This window comes from Sphaerobacter sp., assembly GCF_019683595.1.
In the GTDB taxonomy this organism is placed as follows: domain Bacteria; phylum Chloroflexota; class Chloroflexia; order Thermomicrobiales; family Thermomicrobiaceae; genus Sphaerobacter.
Genome location: NZ_JADGHZ010000002.1, coordinates 23,026 through 40,954 on the forward strand (window position 1 = coordinate 23,026; position 17,929 = coordinate 40,954).

15 protein-coding genes and 2 tRNA genes are annotated in these 17,929 nt (G+C 66.9%); 12 read left to right on the forward strand and 5 right to left on the reverse strand.

The features are described from left to right. Nucleotides 1–6 precede the first annotated feature (6 nt). The 4 genes from IRZ30_RS00395 to mtnP all read right to left on the reverse strand — a co-directional run bounded on the left by IRZ30_RS00395 (nucleotide 7) and on the right by mtnP (nucleotide 4,514). Nucleotides 7–375, reverse strand: coding sequence for a metallopeptidase family protein (locus IRZ30_RS00395; RefSeq protein WP_294081761.1), 369 nt, complete (start codon nucleotides 373–375; stop codon nucleotides 7–9). 149 nt (nucleotides 376–524) lie between these two features. Beyond that, nucleotides 525–2,186 carry a penicillin-binding protein 2 gene (locus tag IRZ30_RS00400; RefSeq protein WP_294081762.1) on the reverse strand — a complete coding sequence of 554 codons (1,662 nt, stop codon included), beginning with the start codon at nucleotides 2,184–2,186 and terminating at the stop codon, nucleotides 525–527. Beyond that, complete coding sequence (locus tag IRZ30_RS00405; protein ID WP_294081764.1) at nucleotides 2,183–3,493, reverse strand: FtsW/RodA/SpoVE family cell cycle protein; 1,311 nt, start codon at nucleotides 3,491–3,493, stop codon at nucleotides 2,183–2,185. Before IRZ30_RS00405 ends, IRZ30_RS00400 begins: the two co-directional genes overlap by 4 nt. Nucleotides 3,494–3,587: 94 nt before the next feature. After that, a complete protein-coding gene (gene mtnP, locus IRZ30_RS00410) occupies nucleotides 3,588–4,514 on the reverse strand; it encodes an S-methyl-5'-thioadenosine phosphorylase (RefSeq protein WP_294081766.1) in 927 nt (308 codons plus the stop codon). Between the two features lie 157 nt (nucleotides 4,515–4,671). On the opposite strand from mtnP, the gene IRZ30_RS00415 reads away from it, so the two are divergent. From IRZ30_RS00415 to IRZ30_RS00465, 11 genes are all read left to right on the forward strand, one after another. Next, the gene (locus tag IRZ30_RS00415; protein ID WP_294081768.1) at nucleotides 4,672–6,384 is read left to right on the forward strand and encodes a cellulase family glycosylhydrolase; all 1,713 of its coding nucleotides are present in this window, start codon (nucleotides 4,672–4,674) and stop codon (nucleotides 6,382–6,384) included. Further along, entirely contained in the window at nucleotides 6,381–7,106 is a 726-nt protein-coding gene (locus IRZ30_RS00420; protein ID WP_294081770.1) for a hypothetical protein, read from the forward strand. Before IRZ30_RS00415 ends, IRZ30_RS00420 begins: the two co-directional genes overlap by 4 nt. Further along, nucleotides 7,103–8,500: an O-antigen ligase gene (locus IRZ30_RS00425; protein WP_294081773.1), complete on the forward strand. Its 1,398-nt coding sequence runs from the start codon at nucleotides 7,103–7,105 to the stop codon at nucleotides 8,498–8,500. Before IRZ30_RS00420 ends, IRZ30_RS00425 begins: the two co-directional genes overlap by 4 nt. An 11-nt stretch (nucleotides 8,501–8,511) precedes the next feature. After that, nucleotides 8,512–9,471, forward strand: a complete 960-nt coding sequence (locus tag IRZ30_RS00430) for a UDP-glucuronic acid decarboxylase family protein (protein WP_294081775.1) — start codon at nucleotides 8,512–8,514, stop codon at nucleotides 9,469–9,471. Continuing rightward, on the forward strand, nucleotides 9,452–10,990 hold the full coding sequence (locus tag IRZ30_RS00435) for an O-antigen ligase (RefSeq protein WP_294081777.1): 1,539 nt from the start codon (nucleotides 9,452–9,454) through the stop codon (nucleotides 10,988–10,990). The genes IRZ30_RS00430 and IRZ30_RS00435 overlap by 20 nt, the downstream gene beginning before the upstream one ends. Next, a complete protein-coding gene (locus tag IRZ30_RS00440; RefSeq protein ID WP_294081779.1) occupies nucleotides 10,987–12,084 on the forward strand; it encodes a lysylphosphatidylglycerol synthase transmembrane domain-containing protein in 1,098 nt (365 codons plus the stop codon). The genes IRZ30_RS00435 and IRZ30_RS00440 overlap by 4 nt, the downstream gene beginning before the upstream one ends. 7 nt (nucleotides 12,085–12,091) lie before the next feature. Next, a complete protein-coding gene (locus tag IRZ30_RS00445) occupies nucleotides 12,092–13,225 on the forward strand; it encodes a glycosyltransferase family 1 protein (RefSeq protein ID WP_294081780.1) in 1,134 nt (377 codons plus the stop codon). Then, entirely contained in the window at nucleotides 13,222–13,401 is a 180-nt protein-coding gene (locus IRZ30_RS00450; RefSeq protein ID WP_294081782.1) for a hypothetical protein, read from the forward strand. Before IRZ30_RS00445 ends, IRZ30_RS00450 begins: the two co-directional genes overlap by 4 nt. 24 nt (nucleotides 13,402–13,425) lie before the next feature. Beyond that, nucleotides 13,426–15,006 (forward strand): flippase, encoded by a 1,581-nt coding sequence (locus IRZ30_RS00455; RefSeq protein WP_294081784.1) that lies wholly within the window; start codon nucleotides 13,426–13,428, stop codon nucleotides 15,004–15,006. A gap of 111 nt (nucleotides 15,007–15,117) precedes the next feature. Continuing rightward, a tRNA-Asp gene (locus tag IRZ30_RS00460) sits at nucleotides 15,118–15,194 on the forward strand. 172 nt (nucleotides 15,195–15,366) lie between these two features. Further along, a tRNA-Asp gene (locus IRZ30_RS00465) sits at nucleotides 15,367–15,440 on the forward strand. Between the two features lie 204 nt (nucleotides 15,441–15,644). Here IRZ30_RS00465 and IRZ30_RS00470 read toward each other — a convergent pair. After that, nucleotides 15,645–16,124, reverse strand: a complete 480-nt coding sequence (locus tag IRZ30_RS00470) for a VOC family protein (protein WP_294081786.1) — start codon at nucleotides 16,122–16,124, stop codon at nucleotides 15,645–15,647. A gap of 1,036 nt (nucleotides 16,125–17,160) precedes the next feature. Here IRZ30_RS00470 and IRZ30_RS00475 point away from each other — a divergent pair. After that, nucleotides 17,161–17,868, forward strand: a complete 708-nt coding sequence (locus IRZ30_RS00475) for a formyltransferase family protein (protein WP_294081788.1) — start codon at nucleotides 17,161–17,163, stop codon at nucleotides 17,866–17,868. Nucleotides 17,869–17,929 lie beyond the last annotated feature (61 nt).

Sequence of the window (17,929 nt, forward strand, 5' to 3'; positions counted from 1 at the left end):
TCCTCCTCAGTAGCGGCCCAGTTCGCGGAGCCGCTCATCGGAGATGCCAAAGTGGTGGGCAAGCTCGTGGATCACGGTATCCCGCACGATCTCCCGAACCTCGGCGTGCGTGCGGGCGTAGCGGGTGATGGGTCCCTGGAAGATCGTGATCTTGTCCGGCAGAACGAACCCGTACCCCTCGCGCTCGGTCTGCGGTACGCCTTCGTAGAGCCCGAACAGGGTTCCTCCACCGACCCCCGCCGCCAGGCGCTGCTCTCGGGTTGGCTCGCGCTCGATCACGACATCGACGTTGTCCAGGGCGGCCAGGAACTCTTCCGGAAGGTCATCGAGCGCCTGAACGACGAGACGTTCAAACACCGATCGGCTGATATTCACTCCCTGACCTCCCAAGCCTGCCGCACTTGCCAATTATACCAGGATCATTGTCTGCATACCAAAATCGGGCCCGTCGGGGAGGCCCCGATAGGCCCGTAGGGAGCGCAGATTTGGCCGTTCCCGGTTGGTCAGAAGGAACCGATTGGCGACTACTCGCCCGACCGCTCGAGGGCCGCCCGGAGCATCTCGCGGCCGATCGGAAGCGCCGAGGTTCCGCCGACGCCGCCGTGCTCGACGATGACCGCGACCACGTACTCGGGCTCCTGCTTGCCCGCGAAGCCGATAAACCAGCCATGCGGCTCGCCACCGCCCGCTTCAGCCGTCCCCGTCTTGCCGCCCACGAGGTAGCCCGGGATCGCGGCATCACTCGCCCAGCCGTTCTGTACCGAATGCACCATCATGTCCCGCAGGACGGCGGCGGTGTCCTCGGAGATCGCGCGCTTCCAGACCTCCGGCGAACGGGTCTGGAGCGTCTTGCCGTCGTACGTGCTGACCCGCTGGACGAGGTACGGCCGCATCATCTCGCCGCCGTTGGCCACCGCGTCGGCGACGAGCGCCATCTGCAGCGGCGTGACGAAAAGCTGCCCCTGTCCGAATGCCGTGTCGGCCAGCGCCGCGCGGTTGTTGAGGAACCCCTCGTCCTGCGAGATCTGGCTCACCGCCACCGGGAGGTCAAACGGGATCTCCTGCTCGAACCCGAAGCGCGTCGCGTACTGCTTCAGCCGCTCCGCTCCGAGCTGAAGCCCGACCTGCGCGTACACGACGTTGAGCGACCAGGCATACGCTTCATCGAGGGTGTAGCTGACCCGGTTGGGGTCGGGGCGGTTCTCTTCAGGGATGACCCGTCCGTCGACGGTCAGCGCACCTTCGTCGCGGTAGACGGTATCTGGCGCCGCCACGCCCGTCTCGATCGCCGCTGCTGCGGTCACGGTCTTAAAGACCGAGCCGGGCGCGTAGAGGCCCTGCGTGGGGCGCGTCAAGAGCGCGGAGCTGCCCGGCTGCGTCAGTTCCGCCCAGTACGCCTCAGCCGCTTGGATCTGGGCGTCGGAATCCGGCCCGGCGTTGGTGTACAGGCGGGCCGGGTCGTAGGTTGGTGAGCCCGCCATCGCGAGCACGGCGCCCGTCTTGGCATCCATCAACACGACGGCACCTGACTGATCGCCCAGCAGCTCGTGGGCCCGGCGCTGGAGGTCGAGATCGATCGACAACTCGAGGTCGTAGCCGCGGCGCTCGCGGTGCAGGATACCGTCCAGCCACTCGGTGAACGGGTTGCCCCCCTCCTCACCCCGGAGATAGGCGTTGTAGGTCTGCTCCAGGCCGCTCAAGCCGTACGCGAGGGGCGAGTAGAACCCGGCCAGGTAGGTGGCCGCGGGATCCCCGTATTCCCGCCGCCACGTCCCATCCGGATTGATCACTGTGTCCGCGATCGGCTCTCCCCCGGCCGCAAGGATGCGACCGCGCGCCACCCGAGCCGACACGATCGCCTGTCGCGGGTCCATGACCGTGCCCTCTGCTGTCGGCATGGTCCGCGAACCGATCTCGTCGGCATCGACCACCTGGAGATGCACCAACTGGACGCTGACGAGAACGAAGACAGCGAACACCACCGACGCCGTCCGCGTCAACGACCGCTCGAAGCTGTTTCCCCCACCAGCCGGGAACGATGGCCAGAGCGCAAGCACCAGGAGGAAGAAGGCGACCGCGACCACCCCGAGCCACTCGACCTGCTGTTCCTGGTCGAGCACGAAGAACCCGTAGCCAACCACGAGCGCCGCGGCGACCAGCGCCACGGCACGGACGAACAGCCTCATCCTCGCCTCCACTCAGGGTCGCTGGTGCGTAGCAGCAAAGCGACGATGATGAAGTTGGCGAGGAGCGAGCTACCCCCCGCGCTGATGAACGGCAAGGTCACACCCGTCAGCGGGATCAGGCGGACCACACCGCCGACGATGATGAGCGTCTGGAGCGCAATGATTGTCGTCAGTCCGGTCGCCAGGAGCCGGGCAAACCCGTCCTCCGCCCGGAGCGCGATGAGGTAGCCACGCCCAATCAGCAGCAGGTACAGGCAGAGGACGCCGATCGTCCCGAGGAGGCCCAGCTCCTCCCCAATGACGGCGAAGATGTAGTCGGTTTCAACGACGGGGATGAACTGGGGATACCCGTGCCCGAGACCTGTCCCGAACAGGCCCCCGGCGGCCATCGCGTAGTCCGATTGGATCGGCTGCAGACCCGTGCCCCAGGGATCCACCCACGGATTGATCCAGTTCTGCACCCGGTCGGCGATCCGGCCGAAGAGCTGGTAGGCGACGTAGACCGCCGCAGCAAACGACGCGGACCCAACGACGACGTAGAGCGTCCGCCCCGTGGCGACGTAGAGCATGACGAGGAAGATCCCGAAGAAGAGCAAGGCACTGCCGAGGTTGTTCTGAAGCACCACGGTCCCCACGGCGATAAGCCACATCAGCACCATCGGCAGCAGGTACGGGATCGGCGGCAAGTTCAGCGGTCCGACGCGCCAGACGGTGTTGATCGCTGCCCGGTGGTCGTCGAGATAGGCCGCCAGGAAGACGACGAGGATGAGCTTGACGATCTCGTCCGGTTGGATCGTGACGATCCCCAAGTCGAGCCATTGCCGCGCGCCGTTGATCTCCTGGCCGAACATGAAGGTGATCACCATCAACAGCACGCCGGCGAAGGCCCAGGTGTACTTATACCGCCGCAGCCAGTCGAGCTGGCGGACGAAGGTCATCATGCCCCAGAACAGCACCAGCCCCATCGCCAGGTAAATCAACTGACGCTCCGGGAGGCGAGCCCAGGCGGCTCCCCTGGCCTCCAGGACCGGTTGCAGGCGCTGGGTCATGAGCAACCCAAGCCCGGCGAGCATTGCCACGATCGGGAAGAGGACCTGATCCCCTTTGAAGCCGGAGATGCTGAGCCAGGCGCTGATACCGATCAGCATCGCCACGTAGGCAAGGCTGACCCAGATGTCTCGCCAGGTCCACTCGACGGTGCCCGTCCGAGTCAAGAAGATGGTCAGCAGCCCGACGATGGCCATCAAGGACGGCACGACGAGCAACTGAAACTCGGTGAAGCGGAATCGGCGCAATGCCGCCAGCACGCGGCACAATCCTTCCCGTCAGATTGACCGACGCCACCCCCACCACCGGGCTCGGGTGGCTGCAGCCGGGAATCTTACACGCTGCGGCATCCGGTCAACCGGTCGGCTCAACTGGGAGGTACCGGCCGAGGAGCAGCGAGAGGCGTTGCCGCGTCTCCCGAGGGACCGCTTCCGGAGCCGTCGCAATCGCGTGCTGCAGCGCAGTGCCGCACGTGCACGCGGGTTCCGTTGCAAGCGAGGGGATGACGGCGCGCAAGACCTCCTGCGCCGTCTCGACGTTCCGGTGCAGGTTCTGGATCACCTGCGCCACGCTGACATCCTCGGCACTCTCGTGCCAGACGTCGTAGTCGGTCACCAACGCCAGGATCCCGAAGCACAATTCCGCCTCGCGCGCCAGGCGGACCTCCGGCATCGCCGTCATGCCGACCAGATCCATGCCCCATCGCCGGTGCAGTTCCGACTCCGCGCGGGTCGAGAACTGCGGCCCTTCGATGCAGAGGTAGGTACCGCCATCGTGTACCCGATTCGCAACCGCCTTGGCAGCCGTCACCAGCGCCGCGCGCACCTCCGGGCAGAACGGGTCGGCCAGTTCCACGTGGACCACCGGAGCCGTATCGAAGAACGTTCGAGGACGATTGACGGTCCGATCCACGACCTGATCGGGCACGACGAGGTCGAGCGGGTGGATGTCGTCGCGCAGGCTGCCCACGGCACTCACGGAGATGACGCGGCGCACGCCGACTGCCTTCAGCGCCCAGAAGTTGGCCCGTGCCGGGACTCGCGACGGGTGAAGCTGATGATGCCGCCCGTGCCGCGGCAGGAACGCGACACGCACCCCCGCCAGCGTTCCGATCGCCAGCGGAGCGCTCGGCGGACCGAAGGGCGTATCGACCTCTACCTCCTGCACGTCGGTGAGATCGGGCATCTGATAGAGCCCGCTCCCGCCGATCACCCCGATCACCGCACGCGGCTCATCCACCATGGCGCCCTCCTCCTCAGTCAGGTCCGGTCGCGCGGCCATTGTACCCGCCATTTGGAGGCCTCGTGCCGTCCGCGCCGGGAGCGACTGCTATAATCGGGCGCGCGTCTGCCGCCACTCCGAGCCGTGCCGGGGCGGCCCGGTGCCAGGGAATGCGTGGTCAGCCCGCGCGTGCTCGGCGACCTGGGACGCGAGGCACATGAGCCACACGGCAGCCCCACAGCACGACATCCGGGCCGACGATCGAACCACACGCCGGTCCTGCGCCGGCACGATCACCGCGCTCGTTCTCCTGATCGCCAGTGTCGGTCTGGAGACCTGGAACCTCTCCGTTCGAGCACCCTGGGCGATGACCCAGGAGCGACCGACGCCGATCCAGACGATGACCTTCGCTCAGGTCAATCCCTACGGCGTCAACACCTTTCTCGCCGACGATGTCGAGCCGTGGAAGCGCGAAAAGACGATGGAGATGATCGCGGCGGCGGGCATCGGGTGGATCAAGCAGGGGTTCCTCTGGAGTGAGATCGAGCCCGCCCGCGGCAGCCACTGGGACCAGAAGTGGCAGCAAGACGCCTGGAAGAAGTACGACGAGATCGTCGCGCTCGCCGAGCGCTACGGCGTCCGCATCATCGCCCGGCTCGACCACACCCCCGAGTGGGCCCGTCCCCCCGGCACGACGCCGAATACTCCGCCCTCGGACCCCGAGGACTTCGCCAACTTCGTCGCGGCCTTCGTCGAGCGCTACCGCGGCCGGGTCCAGTTCATCCAGATCTGGAACGAGCCCAACCTGGCGGTCGAATGGGGCGGCAAGGTTGACCCGGCCGGTTACGCCCGGCTCCTCGAAGCGGCGTACCGCCGTGCGAAGGCGGTGGACCCCAACGTGGTGATCCTCAGCGCGCCGATGGCGATGACGACCGAGCATTCCGAACGCGCCATGCCCGAGCTGGACTATTGGCGGGAGCTCTACCGCCTCGGCGCGGGCGCCTACTTCGACATCATGTCCGCTTCGGCCTACGGCCTCGACCAGCCTCCAACGGCGGAACCGGATCCCGACCAGATCAACGTCCGCCGGATCGAGCTCCTACGGGAGGTCATGGTCGAGTTCGGTGACGAGCACAAGGCGGTCTGGCTCAACGAGTACGGGTGGAATGCGGCACCGGAAACGATGGATGCGGACCGGCTCGTCTGGCGGCGGGTGACCGAGGAGCAGCAGGCCGCCTGGACCCCCGAGGGCATCGCCTGGATGCGCGAGCATCTCCCGTGGGTCGGGACGGTCAGCATCTGGTACTTCCGCCAGATCGGGAACATCCCGCCGAGCGATCCGCTCTACTACTTCCGACTTGTCGACGTCGAGTTCACCCCGCGCCTGGCCTACTTGACCGTTCAACGCGACGCCACCGCCCGGCAGCTCGCCCTGCCCGGGGTCTACGGAGAAATGGAGGCGCCGATCATCGCCTTTGGCACCTGGCCGCGGGTCAGCGATTCCCGCGCCATGGGGGGTCAGTACATCCGGTCGGACCAACCCGGCGCGGCGATCGAGCTACGGTTCTACGGCTCGGAGGTGACGCTTCTGCTCCCGCCCGTTGCACCCCGCGGGCGCCTGTACGTGGAGGTCGACGGCCGTCCGGCGTCCGGAACCGGCATCCAGCGTGACAGCGCCGGCCGCGCCTACATCGACCTGAGCTCCCTCCCAGTGGGTGCGCGCGAGGTCCCGATCGTCTCCGGACTCGACAGTGACCGACCGCAGGCCGAGCATCGGGTGCGGCTCACCCTCGGCTCTGCCTCGGAGCTGGCGATCGACGGCATCGCCGTCGCGTACCGCCGGACCTATACTCAGTTCGGCGCGTACGCGCTCGCGGGGCTCGCGGGAGTCGCCGCCGCCATCATTTTGATGAGACGACGCACACGATGATCGACTACGCTGACGACGCTCAACCGACGCGCGACTTCCCACCGCGGCGTCCCCGACCGGGCCTGACCGCCAGACGGCTGGCTGCGGCCGTGCCCGTGCTGCTCCTCGCGCTCCTCTGGGGTATCCACCTGGAAGCGACACTCCCCTCGATCCGGGTACCAGGGCCCGAACGCGCGGCGCGCGAGGGAATTCTCGCGCCGGGGCAGCACCATGTCGTCGACGCCCCGGTCGAGCTCGTCGGCGACTGGTACACCCAGCCACTCGGCGATGTCACCAGCGTCGTCACCGATCAGCCCGGCGCCGTCGCCCGCCTGCGCGTCCACGGCACGCAGGTGCTGCTGACCGCGCGCGTCGGCCCCGAGTCGAGCCGCGCCTACATCACGGTGGACGGCGAGCCGGTGCCGGATCTGGAACAGGACGAACTCGGCAGCTTCGTGCGGCTGCGAGCAAGCAAGGCGGCGGATCGCGACATCGTGATCGCCAGCGGGTTGGCGCACGGCGAGCACGACCTGATCATCACGAACGGGTCACAGGGACAACTTGCGATCTCCGCCATCATCGTTGAAGCGCAGACCCCCTTCCCCTGGGCCTTCGCGCTGTTCTACGGTGGGGTGCTGTTGCTCCTCGTGGTGGCGCTTCGCGGGCTTGCCTGGGAGGCGGTCTACCGGCTCGGTTGGGCACCTACCTCTCTGACGGAATCTCAACCCGGAGGTCGCCGGTGAAGGTCACCCGGGCGTCGGAGGTAGGTCAAGCGGCCGAGAGAAGGCTCCCGATCCCTACCTGGGGCGCGAGCGCTGCGGTCATGCTGGCCGTCGCCTCCCTCTACATCGAGCCGCCGCTGCCGGTCGTGGCCGCGCTCCTCTTGCTTGCCATCGGCATCGCCGCGCTTGATCCTCCCGGCGTGCTCGCCGCGATCGCGGCGTCCCTGGCGCTGATCGAAATGCCCATTCCGTTCGGGTCGCTGCGGTTCAACCCCGCCGAGGTCTTGCTTGCCACGGCCTGTGGGGGTATCGCGCTGCGTGCCGGCAAAACCCTGCTCCGCGGCGGCTTCTCCGTCGCGCAAGAGGCTCTGGGACGTGCTAGGACCCTCGCCTTTAGCGGCTTCGGTCCGGTGGCGATCGCGCTCGTGGTGGTCGGCACTCTGTCGCTGTTCACCGTCGCTGATCCGAGCCACCGTGCCGAGAGCCTGCGGGAGTATCGCTGGGTCATCCTCGAACCGGTGCTGTTTGCCTTCCTCCTTCGCTGGTACCTCACGGACCGCGCCGACAGGTGGCTCGTCGCCTGGCTGTTTGCCGGCGCGGCGGCACTCGCCGCCGTCTCCGCAGCCGTGGACGGACTGAGCGGAAGCGGGCTGGCCGTCGAGGGGGTCGTGCGCATCAGCGGTACCTTCCCGCATCCCAACGCGCTCGGCCTCTACCTGGAGCGTGTCGTCCCCTTCGCCGCTGCGCTCGGCATCGCCTTCCGGTCGCGCGTGGATGCCCGCTGGCTGGCGCTGGCCGCGGTCTGTGCGGGGGGACTGCTGCTCACCTTCTCCCGCGGTGCCTACCTGGGGGCGGGCGCCGGCCTGCTCGTCGTCGCCTGGCTAGCCGGGCGTCGTCGCCTGGCCGGAGCACTGGCGATCGGCGCCGTCGTGTTAGGCGGCGTCCTGGTCCTGGTGGCCGGCGATCGGATCCTCAGCCTCTTCTCCGGCGGCAGCGGCTCGCTGCGGCTCGCGATCTGGCAGTCGTCGCTGGCGATGATCCGCGACCACCCCATCACCGGGGTCGGGCTGGATCAGTTCCTCTACCAGTACGCCCCGCGCTACGTGTTGCCCGAAGCCTGGCCGGAGCGTTTCACCTCACACCCTCACAACATTGTCCTCGACCTCTGGCTGCGGCTCGGTATAATGGGCCTTGGCGTAGCCGCAGCCTACGTCGTGGTGCTCGTCCGCCGAGTTCACCGCATCGTCGGCCAGCAGACCCGGCTCGGACTTGGTGCTCTGGGCGCACTCGTTGCCGGCGCTACCCACGGGCTGGTTGACAACGGCTACTTCCTTCCTGGTCTGGCGCTAGCCTTTTGGCTCGTGACTGCGATCATCGACCTTGAGGTCGGACGAACCGGCGGTGATTCCGGCTAAGGAGGCATCGCGTGCGGATACTCGTTACCGGTGGCGCTGGCTTCATCGGGTCCCATCTCTGTGACGCGCTCCTGGCCGCCGGCCATGAAGTCATCGCCGTCGACAACTTCATTACCGGCCGCCGTGCAAACGTCGCCCACCTGCTCGAGCATCCCCGATTCACGTTGATCGAGCACGATGTCATCGAGCCACTCGACATCGAGGCCGACCAGATCTATCACCTGGCAAGCCCGGCCAGCCCCGAGGGCTACATGCGCCACCCGATCGAGACCCACCTGGTGAATTCGGTCGGGACGCTGAACCTGCTCCGCCTCGCGCAACGCAGCGGCGCACGTTTGCTCTTCACCTCGACGTCGGAAGCCTATGGAGATCCGCTGGTCCACCCGCAGCCGGAAACGTACTGGGGCAACGTCAATCCGATCGGGCCGCGCAGTTGCTACGACGAGAGCAAGCGGTTCGGCGAGTCGATCACCATGGAGTTCATCCGCCGCTACGACCTGGACGCTCGCATCGTTCGCATCTTCAACACGTACGGACCACGCAACGACCCGCAGGATGGCCGCGTGGTGCCCAACTTCATCATGCGCGCCCTGCGGGGCGAGCCGCTCCCGATCTTCGGTGACGGGTCTCAGACCCGCTCACTTTGCTACGTCAGCGACCTCGTCCGCGGCCTGATCCTGGCGATGGATCGCGACGAGGCGCGCGGGAAGGTCATCAACCTCGGGAATCCGGACGAGCGGACGGTGCTGGAGCTGGCGCAGATCATCCTGGATCTGTGCGACTCCCCGTCCGAAGTCGAGTTTCTGGAGCGCCGGCCAGACGACCCGGAGCGCCGCTGCCCTGACATCACCCGGGCGCGCACCCTGCTAGGCTGGGAACCGACGATCCCGATCCATGACGGCCTGCGGGAGACGATCGCCTATTTCCGTCGCTACGTAGGGCAGGATCCACGTGCGATTCTCGACGGCTAAGCCGCTGCCCAGCCTGCCAGCCCCAACGCTGTTCGGCTGGGCGCTCGCCGTCGCGGCTGTTCTGGCTATCCTGATACTGCCTCGACCGTTCGACCTGCTGGCCATCCCGGCGGTCGCCGCCGGACTGTTCTACCTGCTCGTCCCCGCCGCAGCGGCGGTCTTCCTCGTCGCGTCGGTCCCCGTGCAGGCAACGGGGGCCGTCAGTGCAGGCGGGGTCGAATGGACGGCTACCAAGGTCGCACTAGGCGCGGCCGTGGGTGCGCTCGCCGTTCACCTGGTCACCCGGCGCGAAACCATCCGGTGGTCGAGCATCCTGGTGCCGTACTGCGCGTACCTGCTGGTGATGGTGGCGTCGCTGCATGACGCCCAGTTCCTCCGCCCTGGCATTGCCGAAATCTACCGCTGGTCGACACCGCTCTTTGCCTTCGTGCTGGTCCTGTACGTGGTGCGCTCGCGGCGGGCGGCACTGGCCATCCCGATTGCCATCGGCGCGGGAGTGCTGTGGCAGGCGACCTCGGGGGTGATCCAGTCACTCCTCGAGCTGGGCCCCGCGAGTTTCGCCGCGGGTGGCGGGCTGTCCCGCGCCTACGGCAGCTTCGGTAAGCCGAACACCTACGCCGCCTACCTGGAGCTGAGCGCGCCCCTGCTGCTGGCATTGGCTGGGTGGGGGTTTGGTCAAATCGTTGAGCAACTCCGCGCGTACCGAAAGACCCGGCTGCACGGGATGGTGGCGAGTCGCGCCGAACGCGCGGGCGTCATTTGGTGGACCGGGTTCACCCTCTGGATGGCCGTGTGTGCGCTGGCCGGTTTGGTCGGCATCGTCCTCAGCTTTTCCCGTGGCGCGTGGCTGGGCACCGCGGCCGGGCTCCTCGCGATGCTGCTCGTGTCGGCAAGAGGACTGCCGATCGCCCGCGTTGCCGTCGCCGGCGTCGTGGCCGTGGTGCTGCTCACGGGGGGCATGCGCTACGCGCCCGAGGCGGTGCAAGAACGCTACGAGCAGCTTGTGAGCCAGGTCCGGCTCTTCGACGCGCGCCAGGTTATCGTGACGCCGGAGAACTTCGCGGCCGTGGAGCGTATGGCGCACTGGCAAACCGGGATCGCCATGTTCCAAGCCGAACCGCTGCTCGGTGTCGGCGTCGGGAATTTCAACGGTCGTTTCCGCGACTTCCAGGTCCATCCCGGATTTCCCACCTCCGCGGGCCACGCGCACAACTACTACATCCAAGCCGCCGCAGAAACTGGCACGCTCGGCCTTGCCGTATACCTGTGGCTCATCGGGACCGCTCTGGCGGTCGCGCTGAGGGCGGCCCGGACAACGCGTGATGCCTTGAGCCGGGCGGTCGGGCTGGGCGCGGTCGGCGTGACGGTGGCCCTGATGGTGCACAATGTCGTGGAGAACCTGCATGTCCTGAGCCTCGGCATTCAACTCGCCGCAATCTGGGCGCTCGCCGTGCTCGCCCTCTACAATCCACCTTGGAGCGGCGTCGCGCAGGCGGAAGAGGGAACGAACAGCGCGTGAGGACAACACCACGACTCGATGAGACACACTCGGAGCACGTACCCGCCCCGACACCGGCCGCCGACTCTAACGGCGCCACTCCCAGGGACGCCATACCGCCCGACGACAACGGCTGGAGCGACGATTCGCTGCTTCGGCGGGTACTCCGCCCGCAGACACTCATCTCGTTCGGACTCGCCGCCGCCATCGTCGCCTTCATGCTCACCCGCTTCGACCTCGATCTTCGCGCGGTCCTGAGCGAGATGCGGCACGCAAACCCGCTCTACCTCGGGCTTGCGTTCGCGTCGTACTACGGTGCCTTCGGCTTCCGCGCGGCGCGCTGGCGCTCGCTGCTGGAGAGCGCGGAGATCCGCCCGCCGGACGGCGAATCACTGCCGGGGCTACCCGGTCTCAGCGCGATCTTCGTCCTCTCATGGTTCGCCAACTGCATCGTGCCGGCCAAGCTCGGCGATGCCTACCGCGGGTTCCTGCTCAAACAGCGGGCGCGCACGTCGTTCAGCGGCGCGCTCGGGACGATCTTCGCCGAACGGTTGGTCGACCTGGCAACACTGGCCGCGCTCCTGGTGGGGTCCGGCTTCGTCGTGTTTGGACGCCACCTCCCACGCACCATCACGTCGTGGATGTTCTTCGCTGCGGGGTTGGCGGTGCTCATGGTCGCCGGACTCCTGTTCATCGTGCGCTTCCGTCATCGGCTGCGCGCCCTGGTGCCCACCCGCCTCCGGCACCACTACGTCCGTATCGAAGAGGGGGTAATCGGCTCGTTCGGGAGCGTCCCCACGGTGCTCGGTCTCACGGCGATCATCTGGCTGCTGGAGGGGGTTCGCCTCTACTTCGTCAGCATGGCGGTCGGTGCGGGCGTGTCGATCGCTGCCGCCCTGTTCGTCGCGCTGCTCGCCAGCCTTCTGACCGTCGTCCCGGTCACTCCCGCTGGCCTGGGATTTGTCGAGTTGGGTATCGTGGGTGCGCTGACCCTCTTCGGGGTGTTCCACCAAACCGCCGCGTCGGTGGCACTCCTCGACCGGGTCGTGGCGTACTGGAGCGTCATCGCCGTCGGGGCGGTTCTCTATCTCATCACCCGCTGGCGATGGCGGTGAGGCAGGTATGAGGATCGCGATTGACTATACCCCTGCCATCCGGCAGGGAGCGGGAATCGGACGCTACACGCGGAGCCTCGTCAGCGCCGTCGCGCAGCGCCTCGGGGATGACGAAGAACTGGTTCTGTGGTATGCGCGGGATGCCGAGCCGGAAGATCCGCCTTCGTGGGATAACGGTCGTGTGCAGCTCCGGAGGGTGCCCCTGCCGGAGCGCGTGCTAACGGGCGCGTGGCACCGGCTCCACGCCCCGGTCCGGCTTGAGCACCTGATCGGCTCCGTCGACGTCGTCCACGGCCCCGACTTCGTCATCCCGCCGACCAGCGCGCCGGCGGTCGTCACGATCCACGATCTCAGCTACATCGTCACACCCGAATACGCTCACCCTGCCCTCCGCCGTTACCTGATGCAGGCGGTGCCCCGCGCACTCGAGCGAGCCGCGGGGATCATTGCAGTCTCAGAGACGACCGCGGCCGACCTGGTCGAGCACTACAGCGCGCCGCGCGAGCGCATCACCGTCATCCCCAACGGGGTGGATCCTCGCTTCCAGCCTCCGGCACCCGATGAAATCCATCGCGTCCATGCCCAGCTCGAAGTTCGGCGCCCGTACTTCCTCACGGTCGGCACCATCGAGCCACGGAAGAACCATCGCACAATCCTCACGGCATTCGAGAAGGTGTATGCGGCCCATCCCGAGGTGTCGTTACTCATCGTCGGGCGGCATGGCTGGCTGGCCGATCCCATCGTGGCTGACATCGACGCGGCCGCGCGCAAACTACCGGTCCGCCTACTTTCTCGCATCGACGACCGGCTGCTCCCCGGCCTCTACGCCGGGAGCACCGCGCTCGTCTATCCTTCGTGGTATGAGGGGTTCGGCCTCCCCGTGGTCGAGGCGATGGCGAGCGGGGCTGCGGTGATTACTAGCGACCACGGTGCCCTTGCCGAGGTCGCGGGCGATGCCGCCCTGCTGGTACCGGCGGGCGACGCGGACAAGCTTGCGGAACAGATGTGTCGCGTGCTGGAAGATGACGCCTTGCGCGATGAGCTCGTGCGCCGCGGCCGCGAGCGGGCGGCACAGTTCACCTGGGAGGCTGCCGCCGATGCGCACCTGGCGCTGTACCGACGAGTGAGGGCAGAGCGGTGAACGAGCAGTTGCCCGAACCGCCCAACAACGAGCCGGCGCCGTCTGAGCCGCGCCGCCCAAGCAGCAGCGCGAGTCGATCCATCATCTTGATCGCCGTCATCGCCTACCTGCTGCTCGCCTGCATGATGGCAACGGTCGCGCTCGCCATCGTCTACCGCGTTTCGTCCGGCCGGTAGGCAACAGGAGATCTACGCCGCACGATGACCGACGCGCTCGTAGACTGGCCCTATACCTCGGCGGCACTCCTGGCGGGTGCCGCCCTCTTTGCGACCCTGCTCTTCGCGCTCGCGCGGGTCGGCATCCCCGGCATCGACCGCATCTCCGGAAACACCGTGCAGCGATTAGCCAAGAACAGCGCCGCCCCGATTGTCGGGCAGCTCGCCAACCGCGCGGTGGACCTGGTCTTCGCGGCCTTCGTGCTCCGCCTCCTCGGTGCCACGGCCAATGGGCAGTACGCGGTCGCGGTCGTGGCGTGGCTGTACCTCAAGACGATCTCTGACTTCGGCCTCAGCGTTCTGGTCACGCGCGAAGCGGCGCGTGAACCCGATCGTGCCGGGCGCCTGCTTGGGGCCAGCACACTACTCCGTATCGTCGTGCTGGTCGCCTTGGTTCCCCCGGTTGCCACCTACACCGTCGGGGGCACGCACCTGTTCGACCTCTCGCGCGCGAGCGCCGTCGCCATCGGCCTGCTGACCCTCTCGCTCGTCCCCGGCAGTTACACCGAGGCGATCAACTCAATCTTCAACGCCCATGAGCGAATGGAGCTGCCCGCCGCCCTCAATGTCGCCACAAACCTCTTCCGCTTCTGCCTCGGGCTGGCGGCCTTGGTAGCAGGCTTCGGTGTCGTCGGCCTTGCGCTCGTGGCGTTGGTGACGACCACCGTGTCCACGCTCGCCTACCACGTTGCGCTGCGACACCTCGGTGTGCGGCCTGAGTGGCGGCTCACCCGAACCGAAGCGCGCTGGTTGATCACGCTCTCCTGGCCGCTCTTGTTGAACTCGCTCCTGGTAAACCTGTTCTTCCGGGCCGACGTGTTCATCATCCAGGCGACCCGCGGCGACCACGCGCTCGGTGTCTATGACGCCGCCTACAAGTTCATCAACACGGTCCTCCTGGTTCCGACCTACTTCACCCTCGCCGTCTTCCCGATCTTGTCGCGCTACGCCACGTCCGATCAGACGCGACTGATCGACAGCTACCGGCTCGCGATCAAGTTCATGCTGATCATCGCCTGGCCGATGACGCTCGGCACGGTCGCGCTGGCGCCGCTCCTGATCGACATCCTCGGCGGCGCTGAGTTCCTCCCCGACTCCGCCAGCGCGCTGCGCGTCCTCATCTGGTTCCTGCCGTTAAGTTATGTCAATGGCGTAACCCAATACGTCCTGATCGCGGTGGACCGCCAGCGGTCGATCACCGGGGCCTTCGCCGCTGCGGTGGTGTTCAACCTGGGAGCCAACCTCCTGCTGGTGCCGCGGTACGGGATCTACGGGGCGGCGGCGGTGACCGTTGCTACCGAAGTCGTCATCTTCGGCACGCTCGGGGTCGCGGTGCGGCGTTACGTCGGGCGGCTCAACTGGTCCGACATTGCGTTCCGGCCGGCACTTGCCTCCGTTGCGATGGGTGCCGTGCTTCTCCTCACCTGGCGCCTCGGGGCGATCCCGGCAACCATCGCAGCCTGCGTCGCCTATGCGGGCGCGCTGGTCGTCTCCGGGGCAGTCGGACGACAGGAGGCGAACATCGTCCTCGCCCTCCTCGGACGAACCCGGACCGCTGCGTCGTGAGCGTCCGCAACGTACGTACTGGGTCGTGCTGGTCCCGCGTTCCCGCGCCAGGACGGCGATTTCTCTTGACACCCCCGGGAGAGCCGTGGTACCATTCCCGCCGGTTGGCTTGGAGGCGTGGTGTAGTGGCCTAACATGCAGCCCTGTCAAGGCTGAGATCGCGGGTTCGAATCCCGTCGCTTCCGCCAGACAGCATCTCGCACGGCGACCCACGCGGGTCGCTGTGTTGTTTGCCGCGACGTGTGGTCGAGCCAGGCGCTCGGACCAGAGGCGGCACCGTCGGCTCGCTCTGTGGCGCTCCATGCCCGACAGGCGCGGGCACGACGGGGAAAAACATGGTAGAGTATGGGCCAACGGCGTGGGGGCGTGGTGTAGTGGCCTAACATGCAGCCCTGTCAAGGCTGAGATCGCGGGTTCGAATCCCGTCGCTCCCGCCGCAAGAACCCAGAGACGGCGACCCGGATGGGTCGCCGTCTTGTTGTCTGGAAGCAGCCGGAACCGCCTGCCGTCCCTCGCGTGCCGCCGAACGAGGCCGCAATGGCCTGTCCGATCACGGGCGGTCTCGGACTGTGCGGCCCTGCCCTCGGCGCGTGCGGTGAACGAGCCGTGCGGCGGGTGGACCCTACGCGGCCCCTTGCCTATCGGCCCTCGTAGGCGCGCTGAAGCTCGGCGATGTCGAGCTTCGACATCTTGAGCATCGTCGACATCACGCGGTTCGCCCGCTCGCGGTCCTTATCCTGGAGGTACTCGTTCAGGATCGACGGGACGACCTGCCAGGACACCCCGAACTTGTCCTTCAACCAGCCACAAGGACCCGGCTCGCCGCCATCCGCGGTTAGCTTCTCCCAGTAGTAGTCGACCTCTTCCTGCGATGCACAGTCGATAATGAACGAAACAGCCTCGTTGAACGTGAACTCCGGCCCGCCGTTGAGCGCCAGGAACTCCTGGCCGTTGATCCTGAACAAGATTGTCACGACGGAACCCGGCTCGCCCGGCCCCACCTCGGTGTACCGGGTGACCTCGAGCACCTCGGAGTTGGGAAACACCGACACGTAGAAGTTCGTGGCTTCCTCTGCCTGACCGTTGAACCACAGGCACGGGGTGATTGACTGCGCCATGCTCCGCTCCGAATCGCTAGGCTCCGGCAGTACCGTCGCCACTGAAGTTAGCGGTCTCATTAGATAGTCGATCGGCCTCGGACGAAATCGACACCGTGGGTGCCGTGGCATCGTGTTGCTGGCCACCGCACACGACCCCGCGGATTCACTGAGCGGCGCACCACTCCACTTCGTGGCGTGTTTCCGTTGAGTAGCCGGCTCGGCAAGGGGGATGACGGCCCGCCGCCTCTCCGGCAAGAGATCGCGCCCTCTTCTGCGGGGGCCATTGACGGAGGCGGTGGCTGAGACTCCGTTCAGCATTCGTGGCACACCGAGTGCTCGCAACACTCCCCCATCGTGCTGGTGGTACTCCCGGTGACCGCGGGCGCTATCGCCGCACCCGTCTTGACGGGACGAATGCGCCGAGCGTGCGCCAACCGGCGTGCACATCTGATCCGGCGCCCCGGGGTTTTCGGTGGCAAGCCCCGGCGGCTGGGACCGGGCGTCGGCACAAGTCTAAACCCATATGTGACAGGAGCGGCGCCACGGTGACCGCCCGCGCACCAAGGTCGCTGACGGGAGCGCTGCTACCGGCCGTCAGGAGTGCGCACAGCCCCGAACCTACGATCCGAGGCGATGTTCGCCTTCATCCGGCCGGAGAGGCCGGCGAGCTCGGGGATCGAGGTTAACACGAGGCATCTGACGACTAGACGCCAAACGACGCCACTAGCCCGGAAGCGCGACCACGCCGACATGCTCCACCCACCGGTCGGCCTCGCTCGTCCACCAGGCGACTCGGGACAGTGTGCTATTGCGTCGAATCCGCACCCTCTGGGCGCTCCTCACCCCCTGTATGGACGCGGCAGCGTCTGCGTTCTTGACAGTGTTCCAAGAATGTTAGGTTGTTGGCTGTGTCGGGTAAGCCAGAGTTCATCCGTCCCAACTAGGCTCACTGGGTAGTAGACGGTCAGCACTCACAGCACCGGCACCCCCGGTGTACAGGTGCTCAGAACCGTTGTTCCCTCTCGACCCATGCAAGAGCCGAAGGGGAGGACCAGTGTCCAACAGGGCCATGAACACGCAAGCCGGTCGACCGCGAACCGTCATCGTGCTCGGGAAGGGTACGCTGGCGATTCGGATCGCCGACTGGTTCTATCGGAGTCCCGACTACCACCTGACACAGGTCGTCCCGGTGATTCCCGAGCCGACCTGGACCGACTCGTTGACCGAGTGGGCGCGCGAGCACGGCGTGCCCGTCGTGGCCTCAGGCCACTACCGCGACATCGAGGGGGTTCACGACGAGTCCTGGCGCGTCGACCTGGCGATGTCCGTCTTCTACGGGCACATCATCCGCCCGTGGTTCATCGCCAAGTGCGAGCGGATTTGGAATCTCCACAACGGCCCGCTCCCGCGGTACCGGGGAGTGTCGCCCATCAACTGGGCTTTGAAGAACGGCGAACGGAAGCACGGCGTGACCATCCACGAGATCACGTCGGGAATCGACGACGGGCCGATCATTGCTCAGGTGGAGTACTCAATTTATCCCGAGTTTGACGAAGTCCAAGACGTCTACCTCCGTGCACTGGAGTACGGCTGGACGCTCTTCCAGCAGACGATGCCGCTCGCCGACCGCATCACCCCGCGGCCGCAGGACGAATCGCTCGCCACGTATTACAGCCGCGAGCACGACGCGCTGCTCGGGGATCGCCGCGATTTTACACGGGCTGCATCCCGGCGGCAGTTGGCTGCCAGCGACCGCCACTAGCGCAGGTGGCTTGGCAGACGTCTCGGACGCGACGAACAGGTTGGAAGGGCGAGCAGGGAGT